This window comes from Paraburkholderia sp. RCC_158, from assembly GCF_041355255.1.
GTDB lineage: Bacteria > Pseudomonadota > Gammaproteobacteria > Burkholderiales > Burkholderiaceae > Paraburkholderia > Paraburkholderia graminis.
The window spans coordinates 69113-85449 of record NZ_JBFUPM010000015.1; the positions used below are offsets into that span (position 1 = coordinate 69113).

Annotated in this window: 16 protein-coding genes; 13 read left to right on the forward strand and 3 right to left on the reverse strand. The window is 63.3% G+C overall.

Annotation, left to right across the window (positions count from 1 at the left end; genetic code table 11):
- The first annotated feature begins 81 nt into the window (after nucleotides 1-81).
- The 7 genes from AB6809_RS25250 to hslU all read left to right on the forward strand — a co-directional run bounded on the left by AB6809_RS25250 (nucleotide 82) and on the right by hslU (nucleotide 7591).
- A complete protein-coding gene (locus tag AB6809_RS25250) occupies nucleotides 82-801 on the forward strand; it encodes a DUF484 family protein (protein WP_114155696.1) in 720 nt (239 codons plus the stop codon).
- Nucleotides 802-873: 72 nt separating this feature from the next.
- Entirely contained in the window at nucleotides 874-1797 is a 924-nt protein-coding gene (xerC, locus tag AB6809_RS25255) for a tyrosine recombinase XerC (RefSeq protein ID WP_307251094.1), read from the forward strand.
- Between the two features lie 90 nt (nucleotides 1798-1887).
- Nucleotides 1888-3090 (forward strand): class I SAM-dependent rRNA methyltransferase, encoded by a 1203-nt coding sequence (locus AB6809_RS25260; RefSeq protein ID WP_114155695.1) that lies wholly within the window; start codon nucleotides 1888-1890, stop codon nucleotides 3088-3090.
- A 210-nt stretch (nucleotides 3091-3300) separates the two neighbouring features.
- The gene (locus AB6809_RS25265) at nucleotides 3301-4407 is read left to right on the forward strand and encodes a GTP-binding protein (RefSeq protein WP_307251089.1); all 1107 of its coding nucleotides are present in this window, start codon (nucleotides 3301-3303) and stop codon (nucleotides 4405-4407) included.
- A 608-nt stretch (nucleotides 4408-5015) separates the two neighbouring features.
- Nucleotides 5016-5435, forward strand: a complete 420-nt coding sequence (gene dksA / locus AB6809_RS25270; protein ID WP_006050516.1) for an RNA polymerase-binding protein DksA — start codon at nucleotides 5016-5018, stop codon at nucleotides 5433-5435.
- A gap of 263 nt (nucleotides 5436-5698) precedes the next feature.
- Nucleotides 5699-6235, forward strand: coding sequence for an ATP-dependent protease subunit HslV (gene hslV / locus AB6809_RS25275; RefSeq protein ID WP_006050517.1), 537 nt, complete (start codon nucleotides 5699-5701; stop codon nucleotides 6233-6235).
- Nucleotides 6236-6244: 9 nt separating this feature from the next.
- Nucleotides 6245-7591 (forward strand): ATP-dependent protease ATPase subunit HslU, encoded by a 1347-nt coding sequence (gene hslU, locus AB6809_RS25280; RefSeq protein WP_006050518.1) that lies wholly within the window; start codon nucleotides 6245-6247, stop codon nucleotides 7589-7591.
- A gap of 96 nt (nucleotides 7592-7687) precedes the next feature.
- Here the strand turns inward: hslU and AB6809_RS25285 are convergent, their stop codons facing one another.
- Together AB6809_RS25285 and AB6809_RS25290 are read right to left on the reverse strand one after the other, a co-directional pair.
- Nucleotides 7688-8230, reverse strand: a complete 543-nt coding sequence (locus AB6809_RS25285; RefSeq protein WP_006050519.1) for a response regulator transcription factor — start codon at nucleotides 8228-8230, stop codon at nucleotides 7688-7690.
- Nucleotides 8227-9537, reverse strand: coding sequence for an ATP-binding protein (locus AB6809_RS25290; protein WP_006050520.1), 1311 nt, complete (start codon nucleotides 9535-9537; stop codon nucleotides 8227-8229). Before AB6809_RS25290 ends, AB6809_RS25285 begins: the two co-directional genes overlap by 4 nt.
- Nucleotides 9538-9649: 112 nt before the next feature.
- Here AB6809_RS25290 and AB6809_RS25295 point away from each other — a divergent pair, with 112 nt between their 5' ends.
- Entirely contained in the window at nucleotides 9650-11278 is a 1629-nt protein-coding gene (locus AB6809_RS25295) for a tetratricopeptide repeat protein (RefSeq protein WP_307251076.1), read from the forward strand.
- Between the two features lie 56 nt (nucleotides 11279-11334).
- Here the strand turns inward: AB6809_RS25295 and AB6809_RS25300 are convergent, their stop codons facing one another.
- Nucleotides 11335-11559, reverse strand: a complete 225-nt coding sequence (locus tag AB6809_RS25300) for a cysteine-rich CWC family protein (protein ID WP_081653027.1) — start codon at nucleotides 11557-11559, stop codon at nucleotides 11335-11337.
- 261 nt (nucleotides 11560-11820) lie between these two features.
- Here AB6809_RS25300 and argB point away from each other — a divergent pair, with 261 nt between their 5' ends.
- The 5 genes from argB (at nucleotide 11821) to metW (ending at nucleotide 16325) form a co-directional block, all read left to right on the forward strand.
- Entirely contained in the window at nucleotides 11821-12720 is a 900-nt protein-coding gene (gene argB, locus AB6809_RS25305; RefSeq protein WP_006050522.1) for an acetylglutamate kinase, read from the forward strand.
- A 103-nt stretch (nucleotides 12721-12823) separates the two neighbouring features.
- Nucleotides 12824-13627, forward strand: a complete 804-nt coding sequence (locus AB6809_RS25310; protein ID WP_006050523.1) for a pyrimidine 5'-nucleotidase — start codon at nucleotides 12824-12826, stop codon at nucleotides 13625-13627.
- Nucleotides 13594-14268, forward strand: coding sequence for a nucleoid occlusion factor SlmA (gene slmA / locus AB6809_RS25315; RefSeq protein WP_171800189.1), 675 nt, complete (start codon nucleotides 13594-13596; stop codon nucleotides 14266-14268). The genes AB6809_RS25310 and slmA overlap by 34 nt, the downstream gene beginning before the upstream one ends.
- Before the next feature lie 306 nt (nucleotides 14269-14574).
- Entirely contained in the window at nucleotides 14575-15720 is a 1146-nt protein-coding gene (locus AB6809_RS25320) for a homoserine O-acetyltransferase (protein WP_006050525.1), read from the forward strand.
- Nucleotides 15717-16325, forward strand: a complete 609-nt coding sequence (gene metW, locus AB6809_RS25325) for a methionine biosynthesis protein MetW (protein WP_006050526.1) — start codon at nucleotides 15717-15719, stop codon at nucleotides 16323-16325. The genes AB6809_RS25320 and metW overlap by 4 nt, the downstream gene beginning before the upstream one ends.
- The last annotated feature ends 12 nt before the right edge of the window (nucleotides 16326-16337 follow it).

Genomic DNA, 16337 nt, shown 5'->3' on the forward strand with positions numbered 1-16337 from the left:
CGATCGCGCATGAACGATTCATTAACTCACTGACCGACGCGTCGCATGAAGGCGTCGTCCTGTAGTCCTTTAGCCGAAACCATGAACGATCGCGAAGTCGCCGAATACCTGCTCGCCAATCCCGAATTCTTCGCCGAACACGCGGAAGTGCTCGCCACCATCCGGCTCGCGAACCCGCACGGCAAGGCCGCGGTGTCCCTGCAGGAGCGGCAGATGGAAATGCTGCGCGACAAGAACAAGCATCTCGAACGGCGTCTCGCCGAACTGCTGCGCTACGGCCACGAAAACGACAGCATCGCCTCGAAGTTCAACCGCTGGACCATCCGCGTGATCGCCGAGCGCGATCCGTACGCGCTGCCGCGTACCGTCGCCAATGGCCTGCGTGAAATCTTCGACGTGCCGCAAGCGGCGCTGCGCGTGTGGGACGTCGCCGAGCCGTATGCTCAGGCCGATTTCGCGCGCCACGTCGGCGAGGAAGTGCGGATCTTCGCGAACAGCCTCGCAGCGCCTTACTGCGGTGCGAACACCGGTTTCGAGGCGGCGCAATGGCTCGTGCCGGCTGCCGGCAGCGCCGACGAAAACCCGTCCGGCGGCGCGGCGCCGGAGCCCACGCACGTCACCGAATCGATTGCACTGCTCGCGTTGCGCGACCCGGAAGCCAATGAAGAAGCGTCGGCCTTCGGCCTTCTCGTGATGGGCTCCGCGGACGCGCGCCGCTTCCACGACGGCATGGCGACCGACTTCCTCACGCAGATCGGCGCGCTCGCAAGCGCCGCGCTGAGCCGTCTGCTGCCGCGCTGAACGCGCGAGCGCACGCGTCCGCCGTCAGCAAAAGTTAGCCGAACCCAGCTCGATCAAGCCAAACCGCCCATCGTGACCGAAACCGACTTCATCGCCGCGTATCTGTCGAATCTCGAGCACGAGCGGCGGCTGTCGGCGCACACCTTGCGCGGCTACACGCACGAACTGGAGCAACTACGGCTGCTGGCGAAAGGCCGGCCGCTCGAAAGCCTGACCGCCGTCGACGTTCGCGGCGCCGTGTCGCGCGCGCACGCGGGCGGGCTAACGGCGCGCTCGATCAGTCACCGTCTGTCGGCGTGGCGCGCGTTTTACCGCTGGCTCGCGGGCCGCATCGATCTGCCGGCCAACCCCGTCGCCACCGTGCGCGCGCCCAAGCAGCCCAAAGCGCTGCCGAAGGCGCTGTCCGTCGACGACGCGAACCGCCTGATGGAAAGCCCGCCTGCCGCATCGGCGGAAGGTTTGCGCGATCACGCGATGCTCGAACTGTTCTACTCGTCGGGGCTGCGTCTGTCGGAACTCGTCGGTCTGGACGCCCGTTTCGCCGACGCCGACGGTTATCGCTCGGCCGGCTGGCTGAAGCTCGATTCCGCGGAAGTCGAAGTGCTCGGCAAGGGCAAGCGGCGCCGCATCGTGCCGGTCGGCAGCAAGGCGCTCACCGCGCTGAACGCGTGGCTCGCCGTGCGCGATCAGATGGTCAAGCACGATCCGCATCCGCTCTTTCTGTCGGCGCGCGGCAATCGCCTGTCGCCGAACGTCGTGCGCGAGCGTGTGAAGCGCGCGGCGCTGCTCGCCGGCATTCCGGCCAATGTGCATCCGCACGTGCTGCGGCACTCGTTCGCGACGCATGTGCTGCAGTCGAGCGGCGACCTGCGCGCCGTGCAGGAATTGCTCGGCCACGCGAGCATCACCGCGACGCAGGTGTACACGGGGCTCGATTTCCAGCACCTCGCGCGCGTCTACGATCAGGCGCATCCGCGCGCCAAAAAACGCGACTGACGCCGCCCTTGCGGCTCGATAGTCACCGCCCTTGCTTCATCCGCCGCGCGCGCAGCAGTTTGCGCGGCCCTTGCTTCTGCTGACACCCTCATGAATATCGTTACGCTCAAACCGTCGAAAGAAAAATCGCTGCTGCGCCGCCATCCGTGGGTCTATGCGAACGCGATTGACCGGATCGACGGCAATCCCGCGCCGGGCGCGACCGTGCTCGTGCGCGCGCACGACGGCCGGTTTCTCGCGCGCGCCGCCTACAGCCCGCACTCGCAGATCCGCGCGCGCGTCTGGAGCTTCGACGAAAGCGAGCCGATCGACCACGCATTCTTCAAGCGCCGCGTGCAGCGCGCGCTCCTCCATCGTCAAACGATGGTGCGCGACACCGGCGCCGTGCGGCTGATTTTCGGCGAAGCGGACGGCCTGCCGGGCCTGATCGTCGATCACTACGTCGCCGAGGACGAAGGCCAGCGCAGCCAGCTCGTCTGCCAGTTCATGGCGGCGGGCGTCGAGGCGTGGAAGGAGGCGATCGTCGCCGCGCTCGTCGGCGCGACCGGCTGTCCGAACGTCTACGAACGCTCGGATGTGTCGATTCGTCAGAAGGAAGGGCTAGAACAGACGACCGGCGTGCTGGCGGGCGAAGCGCCGTCGGAAGCGCTGATCGCGAGCGAAAACGGCGTGCGTTATCACGTCGACGTGCGCAACGGCCACAAGACCGGCTTCTACGTCGACCAGCGCGATAACCGCCTGCTCGTGCAGCAGCTCGCGCAGGACCGCGACGTGTTGAACTGCTTCTGCTACACGGGCGGTTTCTCGCTGGCGGCGCTCAAAGGCGGTGCCAAGCGGGTTGTTTCAATCGATTCGTCCGGCGAGGCGCTCGCGCTCGCGCAGCAGAACGTGGCGGCGAACGGCTTCGACGCCGAGCGCGCGACCTGGCTCGACGCGGACGCGTTCAAGACGCTGCGCCGCCTCTACGACGAAGGCGAGCGTTTCGACCTGATCGTGCTCGATCCGCCGAAATTCGCGCCGTCGCGCGAGCATGTGGACCGCGCGTCGCGCGCGTACAAGGACATCAACCTGACCGGGCTGAAGCTGCTGCGCCCAGGCGGCCTGCTGTTCACCTACTCGTGCTCCGGCGCGATCGATTCCGAGCTGTTTCAGAAGATCGTGGCAAGCGCGGCCGCGGACGCGCGCGTCGACGCGCGGATTCTCAAGCGTCTTGGCGCCGGGGTGGATCATCCGTTGCTCACAGCATTTCCGGAAGGCGAATACCTGAAGGGCCTGCTGTTGCAAATCGCCTGATCGCCTATAACTTCACGGTTATTTCGCAGCGGGACGCGAGCGGCGGCGGCCCGGCCGTGCCGGCTGCCAGCGCCGCGTGGGCAGATATGTTTCAATAACCGGCTAGACAGGCTGCGCGCCGCGAGGTTGCCGCGCCCGGCTCATGCATACCGCTATGCATCCGCTAAGCATACGATTACGCATCGTTTCACGACTCTATAGGCGAACAACATGATCCCAGTCACCATCCTGACCGGCTTTCTCGGCAGCGGCAAAACTACCCTGCTCAAGCGCATCCTGAACGAAAAGCACGGCATGAAGATCGCCGTGATCGAGAACGAGTTCGGCGAAGAGAACATCGACAACGAGATTCTCGTGCAGGACACGAGCGAGCAGATCATCCAGATGAGCAACGGCTGCATCTGCTGCACGATCCGCGGCGACCTTTCGCGCGTGCTGAGCGATCTTGCGGCGCAGAAGCAGTCGGGCAAACTGGACTTCGACCGCGTGGTGATCGAAACCACCGGCCTCGCGAATCCCGGCCCCGTCGCCCAGACCTTCTTCATGGATGACCAGATCGCCAGCGAATTCCTGCTCGACGCGATCATCACGCTGGTCGACGCGAAGCACGCGAATCATCAACTGGACGAGCACGAAGTCGTGCAGCGCCAGGTGGGTTTCGCCGATCGCCTGTTCATCACGAAGGCCGATCTCGTCGACGAAGCGCAACTGGGCGATCTGCGCCACCGTCTGCTGCATATGAATCCGAAGGCGGCGATCAAGGTCGTCAATTTCGGCGACGCGGACATCAAGGAAATCTTCGACCTGCGCGGCTTCAATCTGAATTCGAAGCTCGAGATCGATCCGGACTTCCTCGTCGAGGACGAACACGCGCATAACCACGCGCATGCGCACGACGAGCACGGCCACACGCACGGTCACGATCACGACCACGCAAATTGCGATCATGACCACGGCCATTGCGATCACGAAGGCCATGAAGGCCACGATCATGCGCATCATCATCACGCGCATCACGACGACAAGATCAAGTCGTTCGTGTACCGCAACGATCGTCCGTTCGATCCGAACAAGCTCGAAGACTTTCTCGGTGGCATCCTGCAGATTTACGGCGAGCGCCTGTTGCGTTACAAGGGCGTGCTGTACATGAAGGGCGTCGACCGCAAAGTCGTGTTCCAGGGCGTGCATCAGATGATGGGCAGCGACCTCGCGGCCAAATGGCAGCCGGCCGAGAAAAAGACCAACAAGATGGTGTTTATCGGCATCGAATTGCCGCAAGACCTGATTACCGACGGCCTCGACGCCTGCCTCGCCTGAGCGTCGCGCCTGGCAAAAGCGTATTGGTCTGCTGTTACTCGGGGCGCGGGGGCCAAATGGCCCTCGCGAAATGTGCGGTGGCGCACATGTATGAAAAACGCGTGAAAACCCTGCTGTATTAGTGGACGCTCAACCATCGCTTTTTGACCGTTCGCGCGTTATATTTTCGGGATACCAGTGCGCCGCCGAGGGATTTCCACCAGTTGCGGCGCCGGATTGTGATTCAGTTACAATACGTGCCCACTGGAGAATGAGAACGATTTGCCCGGTCAGTGCGCGGTGATTACATATTGCGCAGTGGGGCGCACCGGGCTTGTAGCGGCGCCGGAAAATCTTGTCCGGGGAACTCGCCGACAATACCCGCCGCAGCAGCCCGAGGAGGCTCGCTGCCCGGGAGCAAATACCTCAGGAGCATTTGAGAACCGGTTTCCAGAGGAGTTCGGCCCCGCATTGGCGTTGCGACGCCCGAGGTGGGCGTGAGGCGCTTCGGCGTCACGACAGTTCATCGTCCGTGTCAGCTTGTGCTCAACGTCCCAGGCGCCTTGCGGGCAATACGAAAGTGCGGGCACTATGTAAGAGTTTTGCCTCACATTGAAGAAGTAAGCCAGATGACGACGAAACGACTCTTGACCGAAGCCGAAATCCTGAAGATGAGCGACAAGGATTACATGAATGAGGATCAGCTCGCTTTCTTCAAGAACAAGCTCGAACAGCTGCAGGCGGAAATTCTCCGCAATGCCGGCCAGACGACCGAGAACCTGCGCGAAACAGTAATCGTGCCGGACCCGGCCGACCGCGCAACGATCGAGGAAGAGCATGCACTCGAGCTGCGCACGCGCGACCGCGAGCGCAAGCTGCTGAAGAAGGTGCAGCAGTCGCTCGCCCGCATCGACTCTGGCGACTACGGCTGGTGCGAAGAAACCGGTGAGCCGATCGGCATTCCGCGTCTGCTCGCGCGGCCCACGGCCACGCTGTCGCTCGAGGCGCAGGAGCGCCGCGAACTGCGCCAGAAGCTGTTCGGCGACTGAACGCCGGCGGCGCGGCTTCGGCGCCGCGCCCACAAACGCTGCTTCGTCGAGAGGCGCACGGTGATCCGTGTGCCTTTTTTCTTTTGTCCTATCCCATTTGCCGGCTCTTGATATGCCCGCGCGCGCCCTAAAATAAATCCGACATGCGCTGCACGAGCGCGCGAGGCGGCTCACTTCCCGCGTCGCGCGCCGTCTGCTTCCAGGATTCATGCGGTCGCGCATCGCGCGGCCGCGTCCTACCCGCTTTGCAAAGAGGAACGCATATGGAGCAATTTCACGGCACGACGATCGTCTCCGTGCGCCGCGGCGACAAGGTCGCGCTCGGCGGCGACGGCCAGGTGACGCTCGGCAACATCGTCATGAAAGGCGGTGCGAAGAAGGTCAGGCGCATTTACAACGGCAAGGTGCTGGTCGGTTTCGCGGGCGGCACGGCCGACGCGTTTTCGCTGCTCGACCGCTTCGAGGCGAAGCTGGAAAAGCATCAGGGCAATCTCACGCGCGCCGCGGTCGAACTCGCGAAAGACTGGCGCACCGACCGCATGCTGCGCCGTCTCGAAGCCATGCTGATCGCCGCCGACGCAACCACCACACTCGTCATCACCGGTAACGGCGACGTGCTCGATCCGGAAGGCGGCATTTGCGCGATCGGTTCGGGCGGCGCGTATGCGCAGGCCGCCGCGAAAGCCCTCGCCGACAACACGGAGTTGTCGCCGCGCGAAATCGTGGAGAAGTCGCTGGAGATTGCCGGCGACATGTGCATCTACACGAACCACAACCGCGTCATCGAGACGATCGAGTAAGGACCCACGATGAGCACCATGACCCCTGCCGAGATCGTCTCGGAACTCGACAAACACATCATCGGCCAAGGCCGCGCGAAGAAAGCGGTTGCCGTGGCGCTGCGCAATCGCTGGCGCCGTCAGCAGGTCGACGACCCGCTGCGTCAGGAAATCACGCCGAAAAACATTCTGATGATCGGACCGACCGGCGTCGGCAAAACCGAAATCGCGCGGCGCCTCGCCAAGCTCGCCGACGCGCCGTTCATCAAGATCGAAGCCACCAAGTTCACCGAAGTGGGCTACGTGGGCCGCGACGTCGACAGCATCGTGCGCGATCTGATCGAGATTTCGGTCAAGCAGACGCGCGAATCGGAAATGCGCAAAGTGCGAACCAAAGCCGAAGATCAGGCCGAAGACCGCATTCTCGACATTCTGTTGCCGAGCGCGCGTCCGGTCGGTTTCGGTTCCAGTTCGAGCACGATCGACACGGCCGACGAAGGCGGCACCACGCGCCAGACTTTCCGCAAGCGTCTGCGCGAAGGTCTGCTTGACGACAAGGAAATCGAGCTCGACGTCGAGCAGCCGCAAGTCGGCATGGACATCATGGGGCCACCGGGCATGGAAGACATGACCGAGCAGATCCGCTCGATGTTCGCGAACATCGGCGGCGGCAAGAAAACACGCCGCAAGATGAAGGTGAAGGAAGCGCTGAAGGTTCTCACCGACGAAGAAGCCGGCAAGATGCTCAACGACGAAGAGGTCAAAACCAAAGCAGTGCAGAACGTCGAGCAGAACGGCATTGTGTTCCTCGACGAAATCGACAAGATCGCGTCGCGCAATGAAGCCGGCGGCGGTGAAGTGTCGCGTCAAGGCGTGCAGCGCGATCTGCTGCCGCTCGTCGAAGGCACCACCATCAACACCAAGTACGGCATGGTGAAGACGGATCACATTCTGTTCATCGCGAGCGGTGCGTTTCATCTCGCGAAGCCGAGCGATCTGATCCCCGAACTGCAAGGGCGTTTTCCGATTCGCGTGGAGCTCGATTCGCTGTCGGTGAACGACTTCGAGTCGATCCTCGTGTCGACGGATGCGAGCCTCGTCAAGCAATACCAGGCACTACTGGCAACCGAAGACGTGCATCTGGAATTTGCCGACGACGGCATTCGCCGTCTCGCGGAAATCGCTTATTCGGTGAACGAAAAGACGGAGAACATCGGCGCGCGCCGTCTTTATACGGTCATCGAAAAGCTGCTGGAGGAAGTGTCGTTCGCTGCCGGCAATCACTCGGGACGCACGGTGCAGATCGACGCGGCATATGTGGATCGCGCGCTGAACGAAGTCGCCGAAGACGAAGACCTGTCGCGCTACGTGCTGTGATGTAACGCCGAAGCGACGAAGCAAAAACGGGCCGCCTGTAGAAAGGGCGGCCCGTTTTCTTTGCGCCACATCAAACGATGCGGCGATGAAGGCAACTTACTGCTTGACCGGCCGCTTCGCGAGTTTGCGCTGCAAGGTCCGGCGATGCATGTTCAACGCGCGCGCCGTCGCCGAAATATTGCCGCCGTGCTCGGCCAGCACGCGCTGAATGTGCTCCCATTCGAGACGCGCAACCGAGAGCGGCGTGGGATGCTCGATCGCCTCTTCCGCCTGCAACGCACTCGCCTCGCTTTGCAGCGCCGAGAGAATGGTTTCGACGTTCGCAGGCTTCGCCAAGTAGTTGTCCGCGCCGTCTTTCACCGCTTGCACCGCGGTAGCAATGCTCGCGTAACCGGTCAGCACGAGCATGCGCGCGTCGGGTTGCAGATCGCGCAACGGCGCGACGAGCGTGAGGCCCGAGTCGTTGCCAAGATGCAGATCCACTGTGATCTGACTGAACTTCTGCTGGTTGGCCAGCCTGATCGCTTCGTCCGCGTTGTGAGCTTCGCTCACCGTATAGCCGCGCCGCGTCAAACCGCGCGCGAGGATACCGGAGAACACCTCGTCGTCGTCGATCACCAGAAAATTCATCTCGCTCATGCCTGTTTCTCCGTGTTGGATGGCGCGGCGCCTTGGCGGCCCGGGCCGGAACTTTTGCGACCGGTGAGCGGCAGCCGCAAGACTGCGCGCGTGCCACGCGGTTGGGTCGCATTGACGTCCGTCAATTCAATCGATCCTTTCAGGCGCGCCGCCGCCGAAAACGCCAGGTACAGGCCGACGCCGTGCCCGCCTTGCGTGCTGTCCACCGGCATCGCTCCGAGTGAGCCGCGCAGCGCAGCCGGAATGCCGGGGCCCGCGTCGCAGACTTCGAATTCGATCTGATCGCCGCGCGCCGTGAGCCGGCACGACAGCGTGACGTGATCGCGGCTCGCGCGCGCGGCGTTGTCGAGCAGAATCGTCAGAATCTGGCTGACGGCTACCGTGTCGTCGAGACTGACATCCGCGGGCGGAGCGCCGAGCCGCTCGAACTTCACATGCGGATGGCGCAAGCGCCATTGCTCGGCGAACGATCCGAGCCACTCGTCGACCGGCTGGCGATTGGTGGCGGTCGTTGCACGGCTCCTCAACCTCGCGAGCGCGGATGTGCACAAGCTCATCTGCTGTTCGAGCAGTTCGAGATCGGCGCTGTACGGCGCGAGCCCTTTGTCGGTACGCGCCGCGTCGCGCAATTCTTCGGACAGCATTGCAATTGTAGACAGAGGCGTGCCGATTTCGTGAGCGACGGTAGCGGCCTGGACACCGAGCGCGACCGCGCGTTCGTCCTGGAGCAAGCGCTGCTGCGCTTCTCCGAGCGCTGCGTCACGTAGCCGCAGGGCTCGCGACATGCGCGCGACGAACCACGCGATCAGCCCGACGCTCACCATGAAGTTGACCCACATGCCGGCACGGTAGTAGTCGAACAGGTTGGCCGGGTTGTCGAGATTCAGCGGCACCGAATCGAAGCCGAGGACTGCATAGCAGGCCACGGCGAACGCGGCGAGCCACGCCATCAGTCGCCAGGGCAGCACGGCCGCCGCGATGGCAAGCGACGGCAGGTACAGCGAGACAAAGGGATTGGTCGTGCCGCCGGACAGAAACAGCAACGCGGACAACGCGCCGAGATCGACCCAGATCTGGCCGAACAGCTCCATGTTCGACTCGGGCCGCTGCTGCGTGACGCGCCACCATGTGAGTGCGTTAAAGATCACCTCGAGCGCGATGACGAGCAGCATGGCCGGCAACGGCAAATGCACGCCGATGAAGATCTGCACGAACGCGATGGTCAGCAACTGCCCGATGATCGCAAGGCTGCGCAGCCAGAACAGATGGCCGAGATTGACGCGGCCGGTGTTGGTTATACGATGCATGACTTCAGTTCACTTTACCCGTTCGGACGCTTCCCAATAGTGCCGCCGCAGCCCGGTGATACCATAGCTTTCTCTGTTAGCGCCTCGCGCCGATCTCTCGGCCGCAATCCTCATGGTCGACTCCGACATCCCGTCAGCTTTCCTTGATTTCATGCAGCAAGCCGCCGCGGCGCGTGTGAGCGGCGCGGTCGAGCCGGAAGCACAAGCGCTTCGCGCGGCAGCGCAGCTTCATCCGCTGGACGAGGACTCGCTGACCTCGCTCACTCAGAATCTGATCGAGCAACAACGCCTGGGCGATGCGATCGAACTGGCCTCCATTATTGCCCAACTGGATAGCGGCAACGCGCGTGCGCACTTCCGTCTCGGTTACGCGCTTCAGATCGCGGACCGGCACGGCGAGGCGGTCGCTCCCTACCGCCGCGCGCTCGCACTCGAACCCACGTTGCCGTCGCTACGCAGCAACCTCGCTGGCGCGCTTTCGCTGTCGAATGGCGACCTTCGCGAGCAAACTGCGCTTCTCGAACAAGCCGTGCTCGCACATCCCGACGATGGAAACGCCTGGACCAATCTTGCAAACGCTTATCGCCAGAACCTGGATTTGTCGGGCTCGCTCGAAGCCGGCGAGCGAGCGGTTCAGTGCGCGCCGTCCAGTGCGCTCGCCCACAACAACTATGCGCTGGCGCTAAGAGAGGCACAACGTTGGGACGCGGCTTTGCAGGCCGCTGAAACAGCCTGCACACTCGCGCCCGACCACGCGGGCATGCGTTCGAATCTGTCGATGCTGCAACTGATGCGCGGCGACTACGCGAACGGCTGGCTCTCGCATGAGGCGCGCTGGAGCGGCTCGTCGGAGCTGCGCGGCAATCGTCCCGCCTTCCCGGCGCCGACCTGGAAGGGCGAGCCGCTCGCCGGCAAAACATTGCTCGTATGGGGCGAGCAGGGCATGGGCGATCTGCTGCAATTCTGCCGCTACATTCCAATGCTGGCCGAGTACGTGCATCGCGAAGGCGGCCGTCTCGTGTGGAACTCGTTCCCGCAGATGGGCGGCTTGATGGCACGCAGCCTGGCCGCTCACGTCGATCAGTTTTCGGCGGGCGGCGGCGTAGAATCGCTGCCGCCATTCGACTTCGAGATTCCATTGCTGAGCCTGCCGCTGCTCTTCGGCACGAGCGAGGCGACCATCCCGTCGCGCGGGCCTTATCTTCACGCGGACGCCGCTGCTCTCGAGTGCTGGCGTCAACGGCTCGCCGGCGAGCCGAGGCTCAAGGTCGGACTCGCGTGGACGGGCAGCCACGGGCATCAACGCAATCCGTTTCGGCGTGTCGGCTGGGAACGCTATGCGAAGCACTTCGCGGGCATGCGCAACGTGGCGTTCTACTCGCTGCAACCGGGCGCGAGCGCCGACGTGAACGCAGCCGCGGCCGCCGGCCTGCCGATCACCGACTACACCGCCGAATTCGCCACCTTCGACGACACCGCCGCGTTCGTCGGCGCGCTCGATCTCGTCATTACCGTTTGCACGTCGGCCGCGCATCTGAGCGGCGCACTCGGGCAACGCACGTGGGTGCTGCTCGACGTCAACCCGCACTGGGTCTGGCTGATCGATCGATGCGACAGCCCGTGGTATCCGAGCGCGACGCTGTACCGGCAGCCGAGCTTCGGCGAGTGGACGCTGGCGCTTCAAGCCGTCTCCCGCGATCTGGAAGCGCTCGCGGCACAGCACGTCGCCGTACAACGCTAAGCGCTAAAGCGAGGAGCGAGCGTGACCGTGACCCTGACCGCCCATAGCAGACGCGTTCACGGCACGTCCGCACCGGGCTCCGGCTGAGCCGTCCGCGCGATTTCCGCAGCGAGGCATTCGGGGCAAAGACAACGGCCGGCGGGGTCCAGCCGCTCGCGCGGCAGTGCCGGCATCTCGCGGCACCAGCAGTCGAAAGGCTCTGCGTGCATCGCGCAATCGAACGCATTGCCGCAGCGCGGGCAGCGCGCGCTGCCTGGTGGGCGGGAAACAGACGGTTTCATGACAGGCGGACGGTCTCGCGGGCATCGACAGGGAAATGATGCCACGGCTTGCGTCCTACCGTGAGTCGTCCATTCGGCTAGTTCACAGGCACACGGAAGACGCGCTACGCTTGACTCCGAGTTGCCGCCGCAAAGCACGGTTTCATAGCACGCAAACGCGGCGTTGCACGCCGCCGCCAAGCGCGTCGAAAACCCTGTTGCAGCGCGCCAGTCCTGTACAATTCGCCCTGTTTTAACTGTTCCGTGCCCGAGCCTGCCGCCATGTCCGAGCTTCCCGACCTTTCGCAGATTGCGCCCACCCTGAAGGCTGAAATCCTGGCCGAGGCGCTGCCCTACATTCGCCAGTATCACGGTAAGACCGTGGTCATCAAATACGGCGGCAACGCCATGACGGAGGAGCGGCTGAAGCAGGGCTTCGCGCGCGACGTCATTCTGCTGAAGCTGGTCGGCATCAATCCCGTCATCGTGCACGGCGGCGGTCCGCAAATCGACCACGCGCTGAAGAAGGTCGGCAAGCAGGGCACGTTCATTCAAGGCATGCGCGTTACCGACGAAGAGACGATGGAAGTCGTCGAATGGGTGCTCGGCGGCGAAGTGCAGCAGGACATCGTCACGCTGATCAATCACTTCGGCGGTCACGCGGTCGGTCTGACGGGCAAGGACGGCGGTCTGATCCACGCGCGCAAGATGCTGATGCCGGACCGCGACAATCCCGGCCAGTACGTCGACATCGGCCAGGTCGGCGAGGTCGAGGCGATCAATCCGGCCGTGGTGAAGGCGCTGCAAGACGACGCGTTCATTCCCGTCATCTCGCCGATCGGCTTCGGCGAAGACGGGCTGTCGTACAACATCAACGCCGATCTCGTCGCGGGCAAGCTGGCGGTCGTGCTGAACGCCGAGAAGCTCGTGATGATGACGAACATCCCCGGCGTGATGGACAAGGAAGGCAATCTGCTGACCGATCTGTCCGCGCGCGAAATCGACGGGCTCTTCGCCGACGGCACGATCTCGGGCGGCATGCTGCCGAAGATTTCGTCGGCGCTGGATGCCGCGAAGAGCGGCGTGCGCTCGGTGCACATCATCGACGGGCGTATCGAACATTCGGTGCTGCTCGAAATTCTCACCGAACAGCCGTTCGGCACGATGATCCGCTCGCATTGATGCCTGCGTCACACGGGGCACATGAGGCGCGCCGCTGCACCGCGCCTCGTGTGTCCATCACGCCGCTAGCCGCAGCGCCCGGCGCCTGAACAGCACTCTTCCCATGCGCACTCCGACTTCCCGGCGCCGTCGTCCGCAGATCGCAAGTGGCGGTCCGGTCTGGCTGTTCGATCTCGACAATACGCTGCATCACGCGTCGCACGCGATTTTTCCGGCCATCAATCAGGCGATGACGCAGTACATCATCGACGCGCTGCAAGTCGAGCTCGACGAAGCGAACCGCCTGCGCACCGGCTATACGCAACGTTACGGCGCGGCGCTGCTGGGCCTCACGCGCCATCATCCGCTCGATGCAAACGACTTCCTGAAGGTCGTCCACACGTTCCCCGATCTCGGCTCGATGATCCGCCACGAGCGAGGCGTCGCGCGTCTCGTCGCGGCGCTGCCGGGCCGCAAGATCGTGCTGACCAACGCGCCCGAAAGCTATGCGCGCGCAGTGCTCGCGCAACTGCGAATCGAGCGTCTGTTCGAGCAGGTGATCGCCATAGAGCATATGCGCGACCGGCGCCGCTGGCGCGCGAAGCCCGATCACGCGATGCTGCGCAAGGCGATGCGCGACGCGCATGTGTCGCTGAAAGACGTGATCCTCGTCGAAGACACGCGCTCGCATCTGAAGAACTATCGGCGGCTCGGCATCCGAACCGTGTGGATTACCGGCCATCTGCCGCGTAAGCCGCATATGGACGGCGTGCCCACGCGTCTGCCGGGCACCGGCCGGCCGCATTATGTCGATCGCAGCATTCGTTCGTTAAAATCGCTACGACTGAGCACCCGCTCGGTTCGATTGAAGCGCCAGCAGACGGGACGACAGCCATGCAGCCGATCGACAAGCCTGACGAAGCCCTAGCCGAACCCGACCCCGCCGCGGCGGCTGTCCCGCGAGCGCAGCGTCTGAAGCCAGGCGAGCGCCGCGTGCATATCCTGCAGACGCTCGCCGCGATGCTCGAAGCGCCGAAAAGCGAAAAGATCACCACCGCCGCCCTCGCCGCGCGGCTCGGCGTGTCGGAAGCGGCGCTTTATCGTCACTTTGCGAGCAAGGCGCAAATGTTCGAAGGACTAATCGAGTTCATCGAACAGACCATCTTCGGCCTGATCAATCAGATCGTCGACAAGGAAAACAACGGCGTACTTCAGGCGCGCGCGATCGCGTTGATGCTGCTGAATTTCTCCGCGAAAAATCCTGGCATGACGCGCGTGCTGACATGCGAGGCGCTGGTCGGCGAACATGAACGGCTGACGATGCGCGTCAATCAGATGCTCGAGCGCGTCGAAGCTTCGCTGAAGCAATGTTTGCGCTTGGCTGCGGTGAGCGTCGATGCGTCCGCACACGAAGCGCTCGCGCCTCTTCCGGCGGACTACGATCCTGCCGTGCGCGCGAGTCTGCTGTTGAGCTATGTCATTGGACGCTGGCATCGCTTTGTCCGTAGCGGCTTTGTGCGCATGCCGGCCGACGACGCCGATTCGCAATTGCGAGTGATCCTTCAGTAGCGTTCTCGGGAAGCCGCGTGGGCTGCCGGCCAGACGTTGCCGCCCGGAATTTTCCGCTATACTTTGCGCCTGACTGCGGCCTTGCATTACCTGAAAGCACATGACAGGTATCGAGGGAACCGCCTTCCAGAACACACGTACTACGCGCCGATTTGCTGACTCGATTGCGGGCGCGCGAACCAGTGGAACAATTCCGCGGTTCACTATAAATGCGGCTAAAGAGGTCGTCAGCCGCGCACAAGTCGTTCTCCTCCGTGCTTTGCCGACGCCGTCTAGCCGCCCTGTCTTTGTCAAATGGCGGAATGAATGGAATCGATCGGTATCGTCGCTCCACAAAAAATGCATTTCACCGAGCCGTTGCGTCTGCAAAACGGCAGCTCGCTTGCCGGCTACGACCTGATGGTCGAGACCTACGGCACGCTCAACGCCGCGCGCAGCAATGCGGTGCTCGTGTGCCACGCGCTCAACGCGTCGCATCATGTGGCGGGCGTCTATGCGGACAATCCAAAGGACATCGGCTGGTGGGACAACATGGTCGGCCCAGGCAAGCCGCTCGATACGGATAAGTTCTTCGTGATCGGCGTGAACAATCTCGGCTCGTGCTTCGGCTCGACGGGGCCCATGAGTATCGATCCGGCCACCGGCAAACCGTATGGCGCGGCCTTCCCCGTGGTAACGGTGGAAGACTGGGTCAATGCACAGGCGCTCGTCGCGGACCGGTTCGGCATCGAGCGCTTCGCCGCGGTCATGGGCGGCAGCCTCGGCGGCATGCAGGCGCTCGCGTGGAGCATGATGTATCCGCAGCGCGTCGCGCATTGCATCGTGGTGGCGTCCACGCCGAAGCTGTCCGCGCAAAACATTGCGTTCAACGAAGTGGCGCGCTCGGCGATTCTGTCGGACCCCGACTTCCACGGCGGCAACTACTACGCACACAACGTGAAGCCGAAGCGCGGCTTGCGCGTCGCGCGCATGATCGGCCACATCACCTATCTGTCGGACGACGACATGGCCGAGAAATTCGGCCGTTCGCTGCGACGCGCGGAAGGCGCGCTCGACGCGTACAACTTCAACTTCGACGTCGAGTTCGAAGTGGAGTCGTACCTGCGCTATCAGGGCGACAAGTTCGCCGACTACTTCGACGCGAACACGTACCTGCTGATCACGCGCGCGCTCGATTACTTCGATCCGGCGAAAGCCTTCGAAGGCGATCTGACAGCGGCCCTTGCGCACACCACGGCGAAATATCTGATCGCCAGCTTCTCAACCGACTGGCGTTTCGCGCCGGCCCGCTCGCGCGAACTCGTGAAGGCGCTGCTCGATCACAAGCGCACCGTGACGTACGCGGAAATCGACGCGCCGCATGGCCACGACGCCTTCCTGCTCGACGACGCGCGCTATCACAACCTGATGCGCGCCTACTACGAACGCATTGCGAACGAGGTGAACGCATGAACCAGCGAGCACTCGATTATCTGGCGCTGCGCCCGGACTTCCGCGCGATCGCCCGCTGGGTCGAACCGCGCGCCACGGTGCTGGACCTGGGTTGCGGCGACGGCTCGCTGCTGTCGCTGCTCACCGAGGAACTGGACGTGCAAGGCTACGGCATCGAAATCAACGACGCGGGCGTGCTGGCCGCGACGCAAAACGGCGTCAACGTGATCCAGCAGAATCTCGAAGACGGCCTGCGTCTTTTCGAAGACGGCAGCTTCGATTTCGCGGTTTTGTCGCAGACGCTGCAAACCATTCATCAGACCGCGGCGATTTTGCGGGAAACCGTGCGCGTCGGTCGCGAATGTATCGTGTCGTTCCCGAATTTCGGCTATTGGGCGCATCGGCTTTCCGTAGTTCGGGGACGCATGCCGGTGTCGAAGTCGCTGCCCTATCAATGGCACAACACGCCGAACGTGCGCGTGCTGACCATCAAGGACTTCGAGGCGCTCGCGCCCGAAGTCGGCATCGAAATTCTCGACCGTGTCGTGCTGCACGACGGTCAGACGGTGCGGTGGGGCGTGAACTGGCGTGGTAGTCTTGCGGTCTATCGCGTCAAGAAAAGCTAACGCAAGCTATCC